Raw genomic sequence first — 21,155 nt, forward strand, 5'->3', positions numbered from 1 at the left:
ATATAATGGGAAATTTACTTGAGTCTCTACCAGGAATAGTCTTCTTTTTATATGTGATAGCTAAGATTTTACATGGACTGAATAAAGATATAGAAGGAGAGCCAAATATAGAAACTGATAAAAAAAGAAAAAGAGAAATAAAAAAAGGTAAGCAACATAAGAGTGAACCGCAAATAGAAGCTGAAATTGAAGGAGAATTTAGTGATAAATCAATTAAGAAGGAAGAGAAGAGAAAGGCTGAATTCAAAACTGGAAGAAGGGATACTTTACCAGTTAAACTGAGTGCTCAAGAAAGAAGCTCTAAAAAGAAAGAAGTTTTAGATGGAGAGATGACTCGTGATGATATTTTAAGAGGAGTGATCTTCAAAGAAATTCTTGATCAACCGAGAGCCTTAAGGAAATATCGTCCTCCATATCATTCCGAATAATAAATTTTCAATAAATTTCAAGTAAAGTAAGGAGTTTAACTCCTTACTTTACTTTTTTTATTCACAAATTGAACCTTTAGGGCATAGTATAAATTGAAAATAAGAGAAAGGGGGTATAATAATGGCTGATTTACTTAGAGATGATAATATGATGTACTTAGTATTTTTAATTTTAATCTTATTATTATTGGGTGGTGACATGGGACTTAAGTATTAAATTTAAGATAAATAAATTAACTGGGGCCAATTGGCCCCAGTTAATTTATTTAAAATGAAATCTCTCCACCAATATAAACACCACTAAAATCATTGGTAAGTTCTGCAAAAATTTCTTCTGGATCTCCAAAAGTATAACTTTTTTGATGATAACCACCCTTAAGTGCAAAGGTATCTGTTAAGTTAGCTTTAATTGCCAAATCAATTTCATAACCAGAAAAATCACCTTCAAAATTGAAATTATTACTACTTGTTAGTGTAGATTTACCCCACGGGAAGAATGAAATTCCTCCAATAAAGTCTACAGTTGGAGCTATCTTTTGAGTTGTTTGAAAAGTTATAGGAATTGTATATGCTTTTCTTTCAGCTGTATAACCATCAGCTTCATTAACTTCATTTAAAGTCAATGCTTTAAATCCTAGGCCAATATTATGTTGGCCCGGTTGTTCAACAGGAAGTTCTGTATAAACCGTAAAATCCAAAATATTATAATCTTGACTTAGATCAGTAGTATTAAAATCTGCTAAAGTAAGTTTTAATTCTGATGGTAAAAAGATCTGTCCACCATCATCTTGATAACTGAAAATTAATGTATTAAAATCATTATTATTCTTTGCTGTCAACCTACCTCGAGAAATCATAAAATTATTATCAACTGCTTGAGCTAATCCAATATTAAATATAATAGTAATTAAGGCTAGAGTTAAAATTAAAACTTTTTTCACTGCTACCGCTCCTTATGAGTTTTGTTTGATTGTTATGTAGAATTTTTAGTTGATTTAATAGATATTATATCTTATCTAGCATTATAAATAAATGTAATATTTCTGGTAATGATGTATTTAGCAGGTATAAATCATATATTTTTATAGAAAAATAATAATGATGGTTAATTGAGAGTTATGTTAAATATAGGAGGAGGAAACTCTATGGTGAATAATGATATTACAGCTCAAAATTTACAATCAGCTTTCGGAGGAGAAAGTCAAGCATATCAACGTTATATAGCCTGGGCCAATAAATCTAAAGAAGATGGTTTCCCTAAAGTCGGAATATTATTTAGAGCAATTGCTTATGCAGAAGAAGTTCATGCAGGTAACCACTTTGAAGTTTTAGATAATATCAAAGGAGATATCTTAGTTGCTGCCGGAGCAGTATTCGGATTAGGATCAACAGCAGATAATTTAGAAGGTGCAATAGCAGGAGAAGATTTTGAAATCGAACAAATGTATCCTGCATTTCATTTAGTAGCTAAAGATCAAGAAGAACAAGAAGCAGTTAAGTCTTTTCACTACGCTTTAGAAGCAGAAAAAATACATTCTAAATTATTTAATGAAGCTAAAGATGCGGTAGAAGCAGGAAATGACTATGACTTAGAATATGTAAGTGTCTGTGAAGTTTGTGGACATACAGTAAAAGATGGTAAACCGGATAAATGTCCAATTTGTGGTGCATCATCAGAACAGTTTAAGGAGTTTCATTAGAGAATAAAGCCAGTTGCTTTTATAGCAGCTGGCTTTTTTATTATATTGTAGATATGTCAATTTAAGGTAAAGCTAAATTGATATAATGTGTCACTTTTCGTTCGTAAAAGAATGTGTTTTTCTAGGGGCGTCTCTCCGTGGACGCCCGTAATTTAACTACAAATATCATTTCTACCCGCCAAATCAAAAGTGCCACATTATTGTAATTAAATCTCAATTGAAGTTATACTTTATTTATTATTGAAGTATATATTATAATAACCATTATTCATTAAGGGGGAAAGAAAATGAAATTATGTGATGACTGTATTGAAAGCTTGGCAACTGAATTGTCCAACCAAGCAAAAGCAATTTTTGAGAATGTTTTTCCAATCTTAAAGCAAGGAAAAGGCTTAACTAAAAGAGAAATCGGAAGGTTGGCAAGGTTGAATAGATCAGCAACCAATTATCTTCTGCGAGAGTTAGAATCCAGTTTGGTTATAGCTTATCAGTTCCATGGTAGAAATAGAGTCTATTATTTAACTGAAACTGGGAAAAGGCTATTGGAGTTAGAGGAGAAAAATGCAATTAAAGAAGATGAAAGTAATCAGGTTCAATCGAAAAATGAGACTGAAGAAGAGTCAATAGTAGAATCAGCATCTGAAAGTGAGGCTATAAAGCAAGAAGAAAAAGAAGAATTTAATGAAGACTTTGAAGATGTTGACAAAGAAAAGGATCTACCTCAGGAAGAAAGTTTAAAATTAAAATCAGAACAAGATAATAAAGAAGTAGAAACAACTAACACAAGCTCTAATGATGCTGATTCTAAAAAATCAGACCAAGAATTAAATTGGAATATGTTTGAATAGAAATGATTATTTTATAAAAAAGAATTTTAAAAGCACTTTTTTTCTTGACAGAGAATGAATTGTATGATATATTATCAGGTGTCGCAGCAAGAAAATAGGATAAATTCTGGAGGGGTTCCCGAGTGGCCAAAGGGAGCAGACTGTAAATCTGCCGGCGACGCCTTCGAAGGTTCGAATCCTTCCCCCTCCACCATTTAATAGTTAACAGTGTATAAGTAAGAGTTAGTGATTGAATATTTTAACTAAATATTATAGATTGTAAACTATTAATTATAATAAGCCGGGGTGGCGGAATTGGCAGACGCATCGGACTTAAAATCCGATGGGACTTTCGTGCCCGTGTCGGTTCGAGTCCGACCCCCGGCACCATCTTTAAAACAGAGAACAAATAATATTTAATAATTGAAAATCAAGATTATTAAATATTTAAGATTTTCATTATTCAATATTAAATATCAAATGAACTTTTTCGCGGGGTAGAGCAGCTGGTAGCTCGTCGGGCTCATAACCCGGAGGTCGTTGGTTCGAATCCATCCCCCGCAACCAAAATATTTTATAATTGTGGTACTTGTAGAAGTGCAACCAAAATATTTTATGCTAGTAGTGCTTGTATAAGTGTAACGAATTTAAAAGTAATAAATATTTAATATTGAATAACTAATAGTTAAGTTCAATATTTTAAAAATTACTCAATATTAAATCTAAAATATTAAATAAATTTCTATGGCGGTGTAGCTCAGCTGGCTAGAGCATGCGGTTCATACCCGCAGAGTCGGGGGTTCAAGTCCCTCCGCCGCTACCAATTAATAATTTAATATGTTTTTTTATTAACTTCCATCTATTAAGGATGGATTTTTTTATTTAATTAATTTCAAAAAGATAGAGGAAAAAAAAAGTTGATATTGAAATATTATTTAAGAAGCTGAATATTGTCGATAAATTAGAAGGGGGGATTGAAATTTCTTTCTATCTAGAATTGTTAACAGAGGATTATACTTATTTATTGTTAGTTACAGGTGGAGTAGTCATTATTATAGGTTTGCTTATATTATTTAAAAAGAAAAAACTAAAAGATAATAATATAGATGATGATTATAAAGCTGTAACTAGGTTGATTAAAACTGATTTCAAAAAAGCCTTAAATAGGTTAGATAAAATCGAAGATATAGAATTTAAGAAAGATTTAATTTTAAATGGAAAAAAAGATTTAGACAAAAACTCTTATCGCCAAATCAAAAGTTATTTAGTAAATGATAATTTTTTAAAAAAATTATTAGCAGAAACCTTTAATCAAAATGTAGAGCAGAGAAAAAAGACAGCTTTTGTGTTATTAGAAATTAGGACAACCCAAGCTATTGATTATTTAATTCCTTTACTTTACGATAAAGATGAGCAAGTTAGAAATTTAGTAATTAAAAACTTATCAAAACTTGATAGTCCTAAGGTAATAACTACTTTAATCAATTATCTAGATCATTGTGATGATTTAGCAACCTTAAATGTTTTACAGGAGTCATTTTTAGAACTTGGTTCTGCTGGTGTATCACAGTTATTAGCTTTATTGAATTCACGTGATAAGGCTTATTTGAATTGGATTATAGAGATTTTAGGAGAAATTGGTGATAAGCAAGCAGTTGATCCATTAATAAATTTATTATATCAACATCCTATTTCACAAGTTAGAGTTATGGCGGCTAAAAGTTTGGCAAAGTTTGAGGGAAAAAAGGTATTCAAAGCATTGCTTCATAAAATTGAAGATGACGACTGTAATGTAAGAGCTCAAATAGCTAAGTTATTAGGGAAGTTTAAGAATAAAGAAATCATCCCTTATTTATGTAAAATGTTAACTGATAGCAGTGGGATTGTTAGGAATAATGCTTGTCAATCTCTACTTAGATTAGGAGATGAAGGGGTTAAACATCTCATTTTATCAATTGAATCTAATGATTTAAAGCCAGATGTTATAAATAAAATACGAGCTTTAGATTCATTAAAGTTATTAGAGATTGCTAAAGAGATTTATCAAACTTGTAGTAATAATGAAAATAATAGATTGAAATTAATTAAAGAAGATCAAGAACAAGAAGAACTAACCGGATAGTTATCCAGTTAGTTCTTTTTTTTGCTATATAATGAATATTTCTTCTATATCTTGAAGGATTTTACATACAAAAGAAGAAAGGTAAGATAAGAATAAATTTCTGAAAAATTTTTAATAAAAGATTAATTAATTAGGGCATAATAAGAAATTGTAAGAGTTTTAAACCAGATTAAGTAGGAGGAATATTTAAAATGAAAAAATTAAAAGTATTATTTATATCTTCGGAAGTAGCCCCTTTTGCTAAAACAGGTGGATTAGCAGATGTAGCAGGTTCTCTACCACAGGCAATTAAAGAATTAGGTCATGATGTTAGGGTAGTTATGCCAGAGTATAGTCAAATTGCTGATGAATATATTAAAGATTTAGAACATATACTTCATTTTAGGGTTAAGGTTGGTTGGAGGGATAATTATGTAGGGGTTAATCAATTAAAGAATAATAAGATACCTACATATTTTATAGATAATAAAAACTATTTTGACCGTGAATCTCTATATGAAAATCCTGATAAGCATATTCAATTTGCTTATTTTTGTCGAGCAGTTTTAGAAATGTTGCCTAAGATTGAATTCAAACCAGATATTATTCACTGTAATGATTGGCAAACAGGCCCATTGAGTATTATGCTCAAGGAAAATTACCAGTTATATGATTTTTATAAAGATATCAAAACAGTATATACGATTCATAATTTGCGTTATCAAGGTCAATTTGGAAGAGATATTTTAAGTGATGTACTCTGCTTAGATAGTAAGCATTGGGAGTCAGGGGTTTTAAGACATGACAGTTGTATCAATTATATGAAAATGGGAATTAATATGTCAGACATCGTTACTACAGTTAGTAAGACGTATGCTGAAGAGATTAAAACTTCTTATTTTGGTGAAGGTCTAGATTATGTAATGCGAATGAATGATGATGATTTATATGGGATAGTTAATGGAATCGATTATAATAATTACGATCCAGCAACTGATCAAAGGATTTATGTTAATTATAGTGTTGATAATCTAGAAGGTAAATATAAAAATAAGAGAAGGTTACAAGAAGAGATGAATTTACCAGTCAGGGAAGATATTCCAGTGATTGGATTGGTATCTAGGTTAGTAGATCAAAAAGGGCTTGATTTAATTGAAGATATAATCTATGAGTTATTAGAAGAAAATGAAATTCAATTCATAATGCTTGGTACTGGTCAATCTAAATATGAAAAGATGTTTAGTAAAGTAGCCTGTGATTTTCCTGATAAGATGGCAGCAAATATTAAATATGATGTAGAGATAGCTCAAAAGATCTATGCAGGAAGTGATATGTTTTTGATGCCTTCAAAATACGAACCATGCGGATTAGGACAGTTATTTAGTTTAAGATATGGAACTATTCCAATTGTAAGAGAGACCGGTGGTTTAAATGATACTATTCAACCTTATAATGATGTTACTAGGCTGGGAAATGGGTTTAGTTTTAGTGACTATAATGCTGATGATTTATTATATACTATTCGACGAGCTATATTAATTTATCATGAACCAAAAAATTGGAAGAAGCTCGTTAAAAGAGCAATGACATCTGATTATAGTTGGCAAAACTCAGCTCAAAAATATGTGGAACTTTACTATAAGGTAATGGAAACTGATTTTAATTTTGATTGATAGAAATAAGAAGATAAATAAAATAAGGATTTAATTTTAAGGAGAGTGTTTAAAATGTCAAAAGCGGAAAGATTAAGCTTAGATAAAATGCAGGAAAAAGAAGAATGTTTAACAAGTTCTCTCGGTAATTTAAAAGAGGTAAATAAGGAGGTTGAGGAAAGTAATATTTGGAGTCAATATCAATTATCAGATGAGTATAGTGAAAATAAAATAGTTATGCAGGTTAAAAATCCTACTTCAGCTCATATTTATTGGGAATTTACTACTGAACAGGCTAACCTGGTTCTATCTGAATTAGGATATCAAGATTTATCTCAAGTGCCATTAATTTTAAGATTATATGATCTAACTAAGAATAAACACTATGATATTAATACCACTTTAGAGCATCGAGATTGGTATATTAATCAGCTGAATCCTGGACATAATTACCTAGTGAAACTGGGAGTTATTGATGATGATATGAAATTTCATCCTATAATTGAGTCTAATCGAATTCGAACACCACGTAATACAGTCAGTGATAATTTAGATGAGGATTGGATGATTGTAAAAGATAAGTTAGAAAAAATTTATCTTTTATCTGGAAAAGGGGAGTTAGAAGAAGGATATAGTTCTCCAGAAATTATCAAAAAAGAAGAAAGAGTAATTCAACTATCAAGATTAGAAGAAGGATATAGTTCTATTTCGATCTTAAAAGATAGTTAAGAATAATTGAATAATTTAAACTTAGAGTTAATAAATCTGGACAATTAATTTAAGGAGTGATGACTATGTCGGAGGAGAAAGGTTATTTATCTTTAGTTTTACATGCTCATTTGCCTTTTGTACGCCATCCTGAAGAAAAAGACTTTTTGGAAGAGAGGTGGCTATTTGAGGCAATTACAGAAACTTATATTCCTTTATTAAATCATTTTGAAGGTTTATATCGAGACAGAATAGATTATAGATTAACAATGTCTTTAACTCCACCATTAATTTCGATGTTAAGCGATTCATTATTACAAGAACGTTATATCAGTCATCTTGATAAATCAATAGAGCTTGCTCATAAAGAGATAGAACGAACTACTAATCAATCTAAAATCAATCGAACAGCAACTATGTATTTAAATCAGTTCAAGCGAAGTAAAGAGAGTTTTGTTAATCAATATAATAAAAATTTAGTTAATGGTTTTAAAAAATTTCAGGATTTAGGTTATTTAGAATTGATCACTTGTGGAGCTACCCATGGCTATCTTCCATTAATGCAAGAATACCCAGAAGCGGTTAGAGCTCAAATAGAAGTAGCAATTAATACACATAAAAAACATTTAGGAAGAAAACCTAGAGGAATTTGGTTACCCGAATGTGCTTATTATCCAGGGGTAGAAAAAATATTAAAAGAGTATGATTTGAGGTTCTTCATTGTAGATACACATGGTATTTTACATGCTACTCCGCGACCTAAATATGGAGTCTTTGCTCCAATATATACTGAATCAGGAGTAGCTGCTTTTGGAAGAGACCAAGAGTCATCTAAGCAAGTTTGGAGTTCAGAAGAAGGGTATCCTGGTGACTGTAATTATAGGGAGTATTATCGTGATATTGGATTTGAGTTACCATTAGATTATATTCAACCATATATTCATCAGGATGGAATTAGGATTGATACAGGTATCAAATATTATAAAATTACAGGAAAAGGTTGTGAAAAAGAGCCTTACGATTATCAAGTAGCTAGAGAAAAAGCAGCCTTTCATGCTGATGATTTTATGGATAATAGAATTAAGCAGGTTGAAAACTTAAGTAGTTTGATTGATCGAAAACCATTGATTGTTTCTCCTTATGATGCTGAGTTATTTGGCCATTGGTGGTATGAAGGGCCAAATTTTTTGAATTTCTTAATCAGAAAGATTGCTTATGATCAAGATATTATAAAGTTGATTTCTCCAATTGATTATTTAGAGGAATACTCTAAAAATCAGATCTGTCAACCACCAATGTGTAGTTGGGGAGCGAAAGGGTATAATGATGTTTGGTTGGATGGTAGTAATGATTGGATTTATCGACATTTACATCAAGCGACAGAAAAAATGATCGAGTTAGCAACAGAAATTGATAAACCAAATGAATTGACTAGAAGGGCTCTTAACCAAGCAGCGAGAGAGTTATTGTTGGCCCAAAGTAGTGATTGGGCATTTATTATGAAAACGGGTACGATGGTTGAGTATGCTGTCAATCGAACTAAAGCTCATATTCATCACTTCTTTAATCTTTTTAACCAAATTAAAGGGGGGAGTATTGATCAAAACTGGTTAACTGAACTAGAAGGAAATGATAATGTTTTTCCTGAGATTGATTATCAAATATATAGCAAATTTTATTCCCCTAGAATTAAGGGGTCTGGAGAAGAAATAGAAGTTATAAAATAAAAATTCTTTAGATTGATTAGAAGAATTTAATTTATATAAGAGTGGGGGGCAAAGATGAAAACTTTAGCACTAATTTTAGCCGGTGGAAGAGGGACTAGACTTGATATTTTATCTGATCATAGAGCGAAGCCAAGTGTACCTTTCGCTGGGAAATATAGAATTATAGATTTCACCTTAAGTAATTGTGTTAATTCTGGAATTTATAATATTGGAATCCTGACTCAATATTTACCAATGTCTTTAAATAATCATATTGGCATTGGTAAACCATGGGATCTTGATCGAAAAATTGGAGGGATAACATTATTACAGCCATATACAGGAAGTGAAGGTGGTTGGTATGAAGGAACTGCTCATGCGGTTTATAGAAATATTAATTTTATTGAGGCTCAAGCTCCAAACTATGTAGTTATCTTATCAGGTGATCATATCTACAAGATGGATTATAATAAAATCATATCTTATCATAAAGCTAAGGGAGCAGATTTAACTATTGCTGCTCAAAGGGTACCTATGGAAGAAGCAAATCGTTTTGGTATTTTAGAACCAAATGAAGAGATGAAAATAATAGATTTTCAAGAAAAACCAGATGCTCCTCCAAGTAATTTAGCTTCAATGGGTATTTATGTCTTTTCTACTGAGCTTTTAATTTCAAAATTAAAAGAATACTGTAGTCGAGAATGCTCTGATTTTGGGCACCACATCATTCCTAAAATAATTGAGCAAGATGAATCATATTTATATGAATTTGAAGATTATTGGAAAGATGTAGGTACTTTAGAATCATTCTGGGAGACTAATCTTAATTTGGTAGAATCAATTTCAGATATAAATCTATATAATAACAACTGGAAATTACATACAAGAAGTGAAGAAGAACCTCCTGTAAAATTTGAGAAAAATGGCTTAGCAATTAAAAGTTTAGTTTCAAATGGGTCAGTAATTAAAGGACAGGTAAATAACTCTGTTATATCACCTGGAGTAGTTGTTGGGGAGGGAGCAGTTGTTAAAGATTCGATAATTTTTAATGATACTATAATTAAAGATAATGCGATCATTGAGCAATCTATTATTGATAAGAATGTTGTTGTTGGAGAAAACTCTAAAATAGGTGTTGGAGATGATTTAACTGCTAATTTTGAAAAGCCTACTTTGCTTAAAAATGGATTAAATGTAATAGCTAAAGGTGCAAAAATTCCTTCTAATATTGAAATTGAACGTAACTGTAGGATAGTTTCATATGTAAAAAAGAGTGACTTTAATAGTAAGAATGTAGCTAGTGGAAGCACGATCAGACCTCGACGCTAATTTTTATAAGTTTTTATAAACAAAAAATAAAGTTAGATCTTCTTTTAAGTTTGGATTAATTGAGTATAAGTAGGTTATACTAATTTTTAAAGCTATAATAAGAAGTTGATATAGATTGAATTAATGGTTTTATTTAATTTAATCAACTTAAATTATTTTAGAGTTGAAATGGTTTGATTAAGAGAGTAAATTATATAGATAAAAAAGATAAAATAAAGTTATGGAGGGGTATAATGAGATTTTATGGTAGTTTTTCTATTACTCCAGAAATACCAAATGAAATTTCAGAGTTAAAAAGATTAGCTTATAATCTTTGGTGGTCTTGGAACCCAGAAGCAGAAGAATTATTTAAAATTATTGACTCTGAATTATGGAGGGAGTCTAATAATAATCCGATTGTATTTTTATCAAAAGTCAGTTATGAGCGTTTAAAAGAGATAAGCAATAAGAAAGAGTTTCTTAGAAATTATGAACAGGTAATTAATAATTTCGATAATTATTTAGAAGATAAAGATACATGGTTCAATGATAACTTTCCATCATTGATTAATGAGGGGCAGAATGTTATTGCTTATTTTTCTACTGAATTTGGTTTTCATGAATCATTACCAATTTATTCTGGAGGATTAGGGGTTTTAGCTGGTGATCATTGTAAATCTGCAAGTGATCTAGGGTTACCATTTGTTGGGGTAGGATTGTTATATAGGCATGGTTATTTTAGGCAAAGAATTAATAATGAAGGTTGGCAGGAAGCATTACATCCTAATTTGAATTTTGGGAGATTACCTGTAACTACAGTAAGAGATGAAAATGGAGAAGAATTATTAATTACAGTAAATTTATTAGATAGAAAAGTATATGCTAAAATATGGGAAGTAAAGGTAGGTAGAATCTCAGTTTATTTACTTGATACTGATTTGGAAGTTAATCAGAAAGAGGACAGAAATATAACTTCTAGATTATATGAGGGAGATCAAGAAAGAAGGATCTGTCAGGAGATAATTTTAGGGATTGGTGGAGTTAAGGCATTAGATAAAATGGGATATGAACCTGCTGTTTGGCATATGAATGAAGGGCACTCTGCATATTTAGGACTAGAAAGAATAAGAGGTTTAATGGTAAATAAAGGATTAAGATTTGAACAGGCGTTAGAGAAAGTAGCAGCTAATACAGTTTTTACAACACACACACCTGTTCCAGCAGGAAATGAATATTTTTCTTTTGAACTTAAAGAAAAATATTTTTCAAATTATTGGGAAGAGTTAGGGATCAGTAGAGAAGATTTTATGAAGTTAGGTTGTGTAGATTATCAAGAGAGTGGTGAATTTGGACTGACTGTATTAGCCTTAAAATTAGCTAGATTTAATAATGGAGTTAGTGAATTACATGGAAAAATAGCTAGTGAAATGTGGGAATTATTATGGGCAGGTATACCGCCGACTGAGAATCCAATAATGTATATTACGAATGGGATCCATACTTTAACTTGGTTGGCCCCTGAGTGGAAGAAACTTCTTGATCATTATTTACCGATTGATTGGAAAAATAGAATTAAGCACTCTGAAATTTGGGAAAGAGCTAGAGAGATTCCTGTTAATAAGTTTTGGCAAGTCCATCAAGATTTAAAGGTTAAAATGATCGACTATATTCATCAAATCAATTTGGAACGTAAAAAAAGAGATGACATTATTGAATATGAAACTGATATAAAATTAGATAAAGACAAACTAATTGTCGGTTTTGCACGTAGATTTGCTACGTATAAACGGGCCAACTTGATCTTTAAAGACTTAGAAAGATTAAAGGAAATTTGTAATAAAGAAGGTCAGGAAGTACAGTTTATATTTGCAGGGAAAGCTCACCCAGCTGATGTACCAGGCCAAGAATTAATTAAAGAAATCCATGATATTGCAGAGAGTGATGATTTTAAAGGGAAGATATTTATTTTAGAAGATTATGATATGAATTTAGCTAGATACTTAGTTCAAGGAGTAGATGTCTGGTTGAATAATCCTAGAAGACCATTAGAAGCAAGTGGAACTAGCGGACAGAAAGTAGCAGCAAATGCTGGACTTAATTTTAGTGTGTTGGATGGTTGGTGGTGTGAGGGATATAATAGAAAGAATGGTTGGAAGATTGGACATAAATCTGAATATAGTAACAATCAAGAACAGGATTTAATTGATAGCAATTCTATATATAAAACCTTAGAAGAAGAGATTATCCCCCTATACTATAACCTAAATGAAGATGGTATCCCTGAAAAATGGGTTAAACGGATGAAAGAGTCAATGGTTACTAATGCTTCAGAATATAGTACAGATCGGATGGTAGAAGAGTATACTGAGAGATTATATATTCCAGCTTTAAAACGGGGTAATAAATTAAGTGATAATAATTATCAAGAGGCAAAAAAATTAGCTGAATGGAAGGATAAACTAAGAAATAATTGGCATAATATTAATCTTACAGTTCAAGAACAAGCAAAAGGTAATTATAATATTAACGAGAGAATTAATTTAAGTGTTCAAGTTAATTTAGGAAAATTAAAGCCGGTTGATGTAAAGGTTGAAGTTTATTTAGCAACTGCTAAAGATAAAGTTGAGAATATTCCTATGAAATTAAAAGAAGAAGGAAAAAATGGACTTTATATTTATACAGCAGAGATTAATTTGGGTGAGAGTGGTAGTTATGACTATACATTCAGAGTAGTTCCAAACTATGAAAAGCTAGCAAAAAAACATGAACTTGGTCTAATTAAATGGATTTAAATAAAAAGCACTGGCTTGTTCAGTGTTTTTTTCTTTTGATTTAAAAATATACTTTGTTTATTATGTATAAACCTGCTAAGGTTGCGGAAAATATTAGGAGAAACTTGTTTACTAGGAGCGATAAGATGCTGCAACTATTTTTGAGAACAGTACTTATATACTTTTTGACCTTGTCTGCTGTTAGATTAATGGGGAAAAGGGAAATAGGAGAGTTGTCTCCTTTTGATTTAGTAGTTTCAATTATGATAGCTGAATTAGCTGTAATTGTGATAGAAGATAGAGGTTCATCATTATGGTATGGGATTATTCCAATTTTAACTCTGGTTGCGATTGAAATTATTGTTTCTTATATATCTTTAAAGAGTGAGCTTATTCGAAAATTAGTCAGTGGAACCCCTAATATTATAATTAGGAATGGAGAAATTGTAAAAGAAGAATTAAGAAATTCAAGATATACTATTCATGACTTATTAGTTCAACTGCGACAAAAAGATATTTTTAGGATTACTGATGTTGAGTTTGCTATCTTAGAAACTTCAGGGGATTTGAGTATCATTCCTAAATCTCAAAAAAGAATGATAACTCCTAAAGATTTAAATTTAGATACTGAATATGAAGGTTTACCAATAATATTAATTGCAGATGGAAAAATCAATTACAAAAACTTAAAAAAGTTGGATCTAGATGAAGAGTGGTTATTAGAGAAACTAAAAGAAGAGAATATTAATTATCCAGACAATGTATTGTTGGCTACTTTAGAAACCAATGGTGATTTTTATGTTGCTAAAAAGTAGTCTTTTTTGAACTTATTATTAGTTATATTATTCCTTCAATGTGTGAAACTAAAGATATAAAGGGGGAATAAAAATAATGGCTAAAGATTCTAAGCGTAACCGACAACAAGGGAGTTTGAAAAATCATGAAAATAGATTTGAAGGATCAAGGGATCTAAGTCCAGATGATTTTGAAGATTTTAAGACTGGAGAAGAGCTAAATGCAAATAATACAAATGAAGAGTTAAGAGCTGAAAATAAATTTGAAAGAGTAAGAGATCTAAATCCAGATGACTTTGAGGATTTTGAGATTGCAGAAGAGTTTCAGCCAACTAGAAAGAGACAGAATAAAGATAATAGAGATTTAAATAAGAAATAGTATTAATATAATCTTATAATAAAGAGTCGGCATTTTAACTGCCGGCTCTTTTATACTCTATTAGCAGGAGTTTATTATTGGATCTTGAATAAAATAAGTGATTATCTTAAATTTAGAAGGAGTGATAGAAGTGGAAACATATAAAAGAAGAGAAGAGCTTTTAAATAAGTTAAGTCAAGAATCTGATCCTATTACTGGTTCTGATCTAGCTGAAATTTTTGAAGTCAGTCGTCAAGTAATTGTTCAAGATATTGCTCTCTTAAGGGCCAAAGGTCATAAAATAATAGCTACCTCTCAAGGCTATATTATGTCTCAACCTACAAATCAAATGGTAGAAAAAACAATTGCTTGTAAGCATAAAGAATCAGAGATAAGATCTGAATTAGAGATAATCATTAAATACGGAGGGAGGATTAAGGATGTAATTGTTGAACATTCAATTTATGGTGAATTGAAGGGTATGTTAATGATTCAAAGCAAGGCAGAATTAGAAGAGTTTTTGAAAAAGAGCAAAGAGGAATCTAGCAAACCATTATCTTTTCTGACCGAAGGAGTCCATTTACATACTATTGAAGCTTTAAATCAAGAAGTATTAAATTTGATTGAAGATAAACTTGAAAAAACAGGATTTCTATTAAAAGAAGATTAATTATAGTTTAGATTGTAGCAAATTATTTTATTCCTTTAGTACAGTTGTAACATGGTCACTTATGAACAAAACCAAATAAACATCATCATAACAACAGGTGTCTTTACACTTGACATAACAATAATTTAGATATACAATTAATAATTGTAAAGAAAATAAAATGTAACTAAGGAGGAGACAATGAAATCAAAATTAATAAAAAAGATTAATAGGTTAAAAAAAGAAAAGAACGCTGTGATATTGGCTCATAATTATCAAATAGAAGAGGTTCAAGCTATTGCAGATTACACTGGAGACTCTTTAGGTTTAAGCCAAAAAGCAGCGGATATAGAAGAAGATATAATTGTTTTTTGTGGAGTAGATTTTATGGCTGAAAGTGCAGCTATTTTAGCACCAAATAAAACGGTTTTATTGCCAGAAATAAATGCAGGTTGTCCAATGGCTGAAATGATAACTGCTGAAAAGCTACGGGAAAAGAAGAAGGAGTATCCCGATGCTGCTGTTGTTTGTTATGTTAATTCTTCAGCAGCAGTTAAAGCAGAAAGTGATATTTGTTGTACTTCATCCAATGCTGTCGAAGTTGTTAAGGCAGTTTCTAATAAACAGATTCTTTTCGTTCCAGATCAAAATCTAGGTCATTATGTAAGCCAGCAAACAGATAAAGAAATTATTTTGTGGGATGGTTATTGTATTACTCATCATCGAATGTTACCAGAATATATTACTGAAGTTAGGGAGGCTCACCCTAAAGCACCGATTATTGTACATCCTGAATGTAGACCAGAAGTAGTGGAGTTGGCTGATTTTGTAGGAAGCACAGGACAAATAACTAAATATGCTCAAGAATCTAATGCTGAAACAATTATTGTTGGAACTGAAATGGGTATTTTATATAAATTAAGGTTGCAGAATCCAGATCAAAATTTTTATCTTCTAAACCAAGGACTAATCTGCCAGAATATGAAATTGACTTCATTAGAAAATATAGCAGAAGCTTTAGAAAAGATGCAATATAGAATTGAAGTTGATAATCAAACTAGAATTAAAGCTCAAGAGGCATTAGATAAAATGCTAGAAATTAACGGTTAGCAATGGAGGATAAATAATATGATTCCAAGATATTCAACTAACTTCAACTTACAAAAGATAGAAAGAAAGAGAACAGATTTCTTGGTAGTAGGTAGTGGAATTGCTGGTTTATATAGTGGATTGAAGTTAGCAAAAAAAGGAAGAGTAAGGCTATTAACTAAAGGACAGGTTAGAGATTGCAATACTGAGTATGCCCAAGGAGGAATTGCTGCTGCAATTGATAATAATGACAACCCTAAATTACATTATATAGATACTCTAAGAGCAGGAGTAGGTCTAACTAATTCCCAAGCTGTCAACATATTAACTAAAGAGAGTAAAGCAAGAATTAAAGAGTTAATTAAACTGGGTGTTCAATTTGATCAGAGTGGTGGAAAATTAGCCTTAACTAAAGAAGGTGCACATAGTTGTCGTCGAGTCTTGCATGCAGGTGGTGATGCTACTGGTGCTGAAATCAGAAGAGTTTTAGGAGAAGAGGTTAAAAATAATAAAAAAATTAGAGTTGATACTGAAGTTTTTGTCATAGATCTATTAACAAATCATAATAAATGTTATGGTGTTTTAGCTTATGATCAAAGAAAGGATAAGTATCTAGCTTATTTGGCCCAAGCAGTTATATTAGCTACTGGAGGAGCAGGACAGTTATATACTAAAACTTCTAACCCAGATATAGCTACAGGAGATGGAATTGCAATGGCTTATCGAGCAGGTGCAGAGGTGATGGATTTAGAATTTATTCAATTTCATCCAACCACTCTGGAATTACCAGGAAAAGAAAACTTCTTAATTTCAGAAGCAGTTAGAGGAGAAGGTGCAATTTTACGCAATCAAGCTGGGGAAGCTTTTATGACTCAGTATCATTATTTGGCTGAGCTAGCTCCACGAGATATAGTAGCAAGGGCTATCTATCAAGAGTTAAAAGATAGCCAACAGGATCATCTTTATTTAGATTTAACAGAATTAAATGCTGATTATATAAAAGAAAGATTTCCAACTATTTATCAAACCTGTTTAGATGCTGGCGTTGATATTACTAATAATTATATACCAATAGCTCCTGCTGCTCATTATTTTATGGGGGGGATTAAGGTTAATCTTAATGGTGAGAGCAGTTTGTCCGGGTTATTTGTTTGTGGTGAATCGGCAGCTATGGGATTACATGGAGCTAATCGACTTGCTAGTAATTCATTATTAGAGGCTCTAGTCTATGGAAAAAAGGTAGCTGAACAAGCAGCTATCTATTTAAATAATTCAAAAGCAAACCTTGACTGGTTACAGTTCAGTTATAATCGACAAGTAATAGGTAATATACCAGCGAAAGCAATTAAGAGCAAAATTCAAAATTTAATGATGGGACAAGTGGGAATTGTTCGAGATGAATTAGGGCTAAAGGAAGCATTGAAAGAAGTAGAAATATTAGCTGAATATTTAAAAATAGCCCCTTTTGAAATCAAAGGTATTGAAGCACAGAATTTAATTGTTCTAGCTTATTTAGTAATTAAAGCTGCTCTACTTCGAACAGAGAGTAGGGGTGCACATTATCGAGTTGATTTTCCAGAAAAGAGTTCTAAGTGGAGTAAACATATTTCTTTGAAAAAAGATAATAGACAGGAGGAATTTAGAATTGAGATTAAATAAAAGAGAGGTTTTAAAGATAATTAGAACTGCTCTTGTTGAGGATATTGGTAGAGGGGATATTACGACAGAAGCATTGATTGAACGAGATAAAAAAGGGGTAGGTCAAATAATTGCCAAGGATTCTGGAATAATTGCTGGTTTAGATGTTGTTAGCTGGGTTTATGAGGAGTTAGATTCTGATCTTAAATTTAAAACTTTAGTAGCTGATGGAGAACGAGTTGAGTCAAGTCAAGTAATTGCTAAAGTTTCTGGTTCAGTTGGCCCGCTTTTAACTGGTGAGCGAGTAGCTCTTAATTTTTTACAACGAATGTCTGGAATAGCTACTAAGACTGCTAGCTATCAAGAAAAAATAGCAGATTATAATTTAAAGATTGTTGATACACGCAAAACAACACCGGGCTTGAGAATCTTAGAGAAATATGCTGTAAAAGCTGGTGGGGGTAGTAACCACCGCTTTGGTTTATATGATGCTGTAATGATTAAAGATAACCATATTCAAGCAGCTGGTAGTATTAAAGAAGCGGTTTCACAGGTTAGAGAAAGTATTTCTCATACTATAAAGATTGAAGTAGAAACAGAAAACCTAGCAGAAGTTAAGGAAGCTTTAGGAGAAAATGTCGATATTATTATGCTAGACAATATGTCATTGGAGTTGATGAAAGAAGCAGTAAAATTAATTGCTGGAAGGGCAATTGTAGAAGCATCAGGAGGAATTACAATAGATAGACTGGTTGAGATAGCTAAATCTGGAGTTGATATTATCTCTTTAGGTACTTTAACTCATACAATAAACTCATTAGATATCAGCTTGGATTTAAAGGAGGAATAATTGAATGGTTAAAAAGATTAAGAATTACTTAACACGTAAGAATGTTAAATTTTCATTAGAGCGTTATGGTATTGAAGCATTAGCCGGTATGACTAAAGGGTTATTTGCTTCTTTAATTATCGGGTTAATTTTACAAGTCTTAGGAGAGCAATTAGGTTTACCTTTGTTAATCGATTTTAGTAAAGTAGCAATGGATATGATGGGCCCAGCAATTGGTGTTTCTGTAGCTTATGGTTTACAAGCACCACCATTGGTTATATTTACTTCAGTTATTACAGGAGCAGCGGGTGCTGAGTTAGGAGGGCCAGTGGGAGCTTTTTTAGCAGCTGTAATTGGAGCTGAATTTGGTAAATTAATTTCTAAGGAGACTAAGCTTGATATAGTATTAACTCCAATGCTAGTAATTATTTCAGGATTATTAGTAGCTGATTTCGTTGGCCCAGCAATTGATACTTTAATGACTGGATTAGGTCAATTAATTATCCAAACAACAGAATTGCACCCAATTCCAATGGGGGTTTTAGTTTCAGTATTAATGGGTATGGCTTTAACTTTGCCAATCAGTAGTGCTGCTATTGGTTTAATGTTGAGTTTAAGTGGTTTAGCTGCTGGAGCAGCGACAGTTGGTTGTAGTGCTCAAATGATCGGTTTTGCTGTGATCAGTTTTCGTGAAAATGGTTGGGGTGGATTAGTTAGTCAAGGGTTAGGTACTTCAATGTTACAGATGCCTAATATAGTTAAAAATCCATATATTTGGATACCACCTACTTTAACAGGGGCTATTTTAGGGCCAATAGCAACTACAATAATTCCTTTGAAAAATATTCCGATTGGCTCCGGAATGGGAACTGCTGGATTAGTGGGGCAGTTTGGAACTGTTGAAGCAATGGGAACAGGAGTAATTGGATCTATTATTTTATTACATTTTATCTTACCTGCAATTTTAAGCATTTTAATTTATAAAATAATGTATAATTTCAACTTGATAAAAGACAAAGATTTATTGTTAGATATTTAATATAACTTAAGTTCAATTTTAAGGTTTAGATTAAATGAGACATTAAAGATAAATAAAAATAAACTTAAATTTTAGTAATATTCTCCTTTTTTATTAATATTATGTAATAAGGAAGGGGGAATATTAATGAAAACTTTGGCATTAATTTTAGCAGGTGGAAGAGGAACTAGGCTGGATATTCTGTCAGGGCATAGAGCAAAACCGAGTGTTCCCTTTGCAGGAAAGTATAGATTAATTGATTTTACTTTGAGCAATTGTGTAAATTCTGGTATTTACAATATCGGAATCATAACTCAATACTTACCATTAGCTTTAAATACCCATATTGGAATAGGAAGACCCTGGGATCTTGATCGTAAAATGGGAGGAATAACCTTACTACAACCATATACCGGTGAAAAAAATAACTGGTACCAAGGAACAGCACATGCTGTTTATCAAAATATAAGTTATATTAAAAAGAAAAATCCTGATTATATAGTTATTTTATCTGGAGATCATGTTTATAAAATGGATTATAGTAAACTTGTTTCATTTCATAAGGCAAAAGAAGCGGAATTGACTATTGCAGCTCAACGGGTTCCTGCTGAAGAAGCAAATAGATTTGGAATTTTAAAACTAAATGATAGAAAAAAGGTTTTAGATTTTAAAGAGAAACCTAAAAAGCCTCCTAGTAATTTAGCATCAATGGGAATTTATGTATTTTCTGCCGATATTTTATTAGAAAAGCTAGAAGCAATTTGTGATCATAAACATTCAGACTTTGGACATCATATTATTCCAGAGATGATTAAGAAAAATCGAGTTTTCACGTATGAATTTGAAGGTTTTTGGAAGGATGTTGGAACATTAAAATCATTTTGGGAGACTAACTTAGCTTTAATAAAAAGGGAAAAAGAAATAAATTTATATGATAACAAATGGAAGATTTATACTCGTGAACAAGAGGGACTACCTGTTAAATTTGGAAAAGATGGAATAGCAACTCAAAGTTTAGTTTCTAATGGAGCAATAATTAATGGTAGAATCAAAAATTCTGTTATTTCTCCAGGGGTAATTGTTGAAAAAGGAGCAGTTATAAAAGATTCTATTATCTTTCATAATACTAGAATTAAAAGTGATACATTAATTAATAAATCTATAATTGATAAAAATGTAACTGTTAGTTCTAATGCTCAAATAGGGATAGGAAAAGATATGACTCCAAATCAAGAAAAACCTGATATTCTTAGAAATGGCCTAAATCTAATTAGCAAAGGAATCCTAATTCCTCCAGAAGTAAAAATAGGACGAAATTGCAGAATACTTACTAAGATAAAATTGAAAGATTTAAAAGATGGTATTATTCCCAGTGGTAGTACAATCAAAAAATAAACAAAAATCTCTGAAATTAAGGTAAAATAAAACTCTAACAAGACATATCAAATAAAAAAAGATATACTACTCTTTTTTTATTTGACATGGTCAATAATTATATAGTCACTTATGAACATAAATTTAATATAATAAATAAAAAAACAAAAATAATATAGATAACAATAAAATCAAAAGAGGTCTA

The 21,155-nt window shown here is 31.2% G+C and carries 18 protein-coding genes and 4 tRNA genes; 21 read left to right on the forward strand and 1 reads right to left on the reverse strand.

All coding sequences use genetic code 11. From position 1 onward, the window contains the following. Positions 1-5: 5 nt before the first annotated feature. On the forward strand, positions 6-428 hold the full coding sequence (locus ACKF5P_RS04440) for a hypothetical protein (RefSeq protein ID WP_408956287.1): 423 nt from the start codon (positions 6-8) through the stop codon (positions 426-428). A gap of 266 nt (positions 429-694) precedes the next feature. Here ACKF5P_RS04440 and ACKF5P_RS04445 read toward each other — a convergent pair whose 3' ends face one another. After that, positions 695-1,369, reverse strand: a complete 675-nt coding sequence (locus ACKF5P_RS04445) for a hypothetical protein (RefSeq protein WP_408956288.1) — start codon at positions 1,367-1,369, stop codon at positions 695-697. Between the two features lie 204 nt (positions 1,370-1,573). Here ACKF5P_RS04445 and ACKF5P_RS04450 point away from each other — a divergent pair, with 204 nt between their 5' ends. From ACKF5P_RS04450 to ACKF5P_RS04545, 20 genes are all read left to right on the forward strand, one after another. Further along, a complete protein-coding gene (locus ACKF5P_RS04450; RefSeq protein ID WP_408956289.1) occupies positions 1,574-2,128 on the forward strand; it encodes a rubrerythrin family protein in 555 nt (184 codons plus the stop codon). Positions 2,129-2,415: 287 nt separating this feature from the next. Beyond that, positions 2,416-2,976, forward strand: a complete 561-nt coding sequence (locus tag ACKF5P_RS04455) for a hypothetical protein (RefSeq protein WP_408956290.1) — start codon at positions 2,416-2,418, stop codon at positions 2,974-2,976. Between the two features lie 108 nt (positions 2,977-3,084). Then, positions 3,085-3,169, forward strand: a tRNA-Tyr gene (locus ACKF5P_RS04460). 86 nt (positions 3,170-3,255) lie between these two features. Then, positions 3,256-3,345 (forward strand) — tRNA-Leu (locus ACKF5P_RS04465). A 101-nt stretch (positions 3,346-3,446) separates the two neighbouring features. Further along, positions 3,447-3,522 (forward strand) — tRNA-Met (locus tag ACKF5P_RS04470). A gap of 179 nt (positions 3,523-3,701) precedes the next feature. After that, a tRNA-Met gene (locus tag ACKF5P_RS04475) sits at positions 3,702-3,778 on the forward strand. A gap of 201 nt (positions 3,779-3,979) precedes the next feature. Then, positions 3,980-5,077 carry a HEAT repeat domain-containing protein gene (locus tag ACKF5P_RS04480; protein WP_408956291.1) on the forward strand — a complete coding sequence of 366 codons (1,098 nt, stop codon included), beginning with the start codon at positions 3,980-3,982 and terminating at the stop codon, positions 5,075-5,077. A gap of 191 nt (positions 5,078-5,268) precedes the next feature. Then, positions 5,269-6,729 carry a glycogen synthase GlgA gene (glgA, locus tag ACKF5P_RS04485; RefSeq protein WP_408956292.1) on the forward strand — a complete coding sequence of 487 codons (1,461 nt, stop codon included), beginning with the start codon at positions 5,269-5,271 and terminating at the stop codon, positions 6,727-6,729. Between the two features lie 54 nt (positions 6,730-6,783). Then, entirely contained in the window at positions 6,784-7,437 is a 654-nt protein-coding gene (locus ACKF5P_RS04490; RefSeq protein WP_408956293.1) for a DUF4912 domain-containing protein, read from the forward strand. Positions 7,438-7,502: 65 nt separating this feature from the next. Further along, the gene (locus ACKF5P_RS04495) at positions 7,503-9,143 is read left to right on the forward strand and encodes a glycoside hydrolase family 57 protein (protein ID WP_408956294.1); all 1,641 of its coding nucleotides are present in this window, start codon (positions 7,503-7,505) and stop codon (positions 9,141-9,143) included. A gap of 54 nt (positions 9,144-9,197) precedes the next feature. Beyond that, positions 9,198-10,451, forward strand: a complete 1,254-nt coding sequence (locus tag ACKF5P_RS04500; RefSeq protein WP_408956295.1) for a glucose-1-phosphate adenylyltransferase — start codon at positions 9,198-9,200, stop codon at positions 10,449-10,451. 233 nt (positions 10,452-10,684) lie between these two features. Then, entirely contained in the window at positions 10,685-13,222 is a 2,538-nt protein-coding gene (glgP, locus tag ACKF5P_RS04505; RefSeq protein ID WP_408956296.1) for an alpha-glucan family phosphorylase, read from the forward strand. A 125-nt stretch (positions 13,223-13,347) separates the two neighbouring features. Continuing rightward, positions 13,348-14,016, forward strand: a complete 669-nt coding sequence (locus ACKF5P_RS04510) for a YetF domain-containing protein (protein WP_408956297.1) — start codon at positions 13,348-13,350, stop codon at positions 14,014-14,016. 76 nt (positions 14,017-14,092) lie between these two features. Next, complete coding sequence (locus ACKF5P_RS04515) at positions 14,093-14,374, forward strand: hypothetical protein (RefSeq protein WP_408956298.1); 282 nt, start codon at positions 14,093-14,095, stop codon at positions 14,372-14,374. Between the two features lie 130 nt (positions 14,375-14,504). Then, complete coding sequence (locus ACKF5P_RS04520; RefSeq protein ID WP_408956299.1) at positions 14,505-15,023, forward strand: transcription repressor NadR; 519 nt, start codon at positions 14,505-14,507, stop codon at positions 15,021-15,023. Between the two features lie 180 nt (positions 15,024-15,203). Continuing rightward, positions 15,204-16,112 (forward strand): quinolinate synthase NadA, encoded by a 909-nt coding sequence (nadA, locus tag ACKF5P_RS04525; RefSeq protein WP_408956300.1) that lies wholly within the window; start codon positions 15,204-15,206, stop codon positions 16,110-16,112. 18 nt (positions 16,113-16,130) lie between these two features. Then, positions 16,131-17,750 (forward strand): L-aspartate oxidase, encoded by a 1,620-nt coding sequence (gene nadB, locus ACKF5P_RS04530; protein WP_408956301.1) that lies wholly within the window; start codon positions 16,131-16,133, stop codon positions 17,748-17,750. Next, entirely contained in the window at positions 17,737-18,579 is an 843-nt protein-coding gene (gene nadC / locus ACKF5P_RS04535) for a carboxylating nicotinate-nucleotide diphosphorylase (RefSeq protein WP_408956302.1), read from the forward strand. Before nadB ends, nadC begins: the two co-directional genes overlap by 14 nt. A 4-nt stretch (positions 18,580-18,583) precedes the next feature. Then, complete coding sequence (locus tag ACKF5P_RS04540; RefSeq protein ID WP_408956303.1) at positions 18,584-19,597, forward strand: PTS transporter subunit IIC; 1,014 nt, start codon at positions 18,584-18,586, stop codon at positions 19,595-19,597. A gap of 126 nt (positions 19,598-19,723) precedes the next feature. After that, the gene (locus ACKF5P_RS04545) at positions 19,724-20,971 is read left to right on the forward strand and encodes a glucose-1-phosphate adenylyltransferase (protein ID WP_408956304.1); all 1,248 of its coding nucleotides are present in this window, start codon (positions 19,724-19,726) and stop codon (positions 20,969-20,971) included. Positions 20,972-21,155: the final 184 nt, after the last annotated feature.

It is taken from the genome of Natroniella sp. ANB-PHB2, from assembly GCF_046097105.1.
GTDB lineage: Bacteria > Bacillota > Halanaerobiia > Halobacteroidales > Halobacteroidaceae > Natroniella.

Excerpts from the sequence above, each read along its gene's own strand:
- ACKF5P_RS04440 (WP_408956287.1), top strand. The coding sequence starts at position 6 with ATGGGAAATTTACTTGAGTCTCTACCAGGAATAGTCTTCTTTTTATAT.
- ACKF5P_RS04450 (WP_408956289.1), top strand. The coding sequence starts at position 1,574 with ATGGTGAATAATGATATTACAGCTCAAAATTTACAATCAGCTTTCGGA.
- ACKF5P_RS04455 (WP_408956290.1), top strand. The coding sequence starts at position 2,416 with ATGAAATTATGTGATGACTGTATTGAAAGCTTGGCAACTGAATTGTCC.
- glgA (WP_408956292.1), top strand. The coding sequence starts at position 5,269 with ATGAAAAAATTAAAAGTATTATTTATATCTTCGGAAGTAGCCCCTTTT.
- ACKF5P_RS04490 (WP_408956293.1), top strand. The coding sequence starts at position 6,784 with ATGTCAAAAGCGGAAAGATTAAGCTTAGATAAAATGCAGGAAAAAGAA.
- ACKF5P_RS04495 (WP_408956294.1), top strand. The coding sequence starts at position 7,503 with ATGTCGGAGGAGAAAGGTTATTTATCTTTAGTTTTACATGCTCATTTG.
- ACKF5P_RS04500 (WP_408956295.1), top strand. The coding sequence starts at position 9,198 with ATGAAAACTTTAGCACTAATTTTAGCCGGTGGAAGAGGGACTAGACTT.
- glgP (WP_408956296.1), top strand. The coding sequence starts at position 10,685 with ATGAGATTTTATGGTAGTTTTTCTATTACTCCAGAAATACCAAATGAA.
- ACKF5P_RS04510 (WP_408956297.1), top strand. The coding sequence starts at position 13,348 with ATGCTGCAACTATTTTTGAGAACAGTACTTATATACTTTTTGACCTTG.
- ACKF5P_RS04515 (WP_408956298.1), top strand. The coding sequence starts at position 14,093 with ATGGCTAAAGATTCTAAGCGTAACCGACAACAAGGGAGTTTGAAAAAT.
- nadA (WP_408956300.1), top strand. The coding sequence starts at position 15,204 with ATGAAATCAAAATTAATAAAAAAGATTAATAGGTTAAAAAAAGAAAAG.
- nadB (WP_408956301.1), top strand. The coding sequence starts at position 16,131 with ATGATTCCAAGATATTCAACTAACTTCAACTTACAAAAGATAGAAAGA.
- ACKF5P_RS04540 (WP_408956303.1), top strand. The coding sequence starts at position 18,584 with ATGGTTAAAAAGATTAAGAATTACTTAACACGTAAGAATGTTAAATTT.
- ACKF5P_RS04545 (WP_408956304.1), top strand. The coding sequence starts at position 19,724 with ATGAAAACTTTGGCATTAATTTTAGCAGGTGGAAGAGGAACTAGGCTG.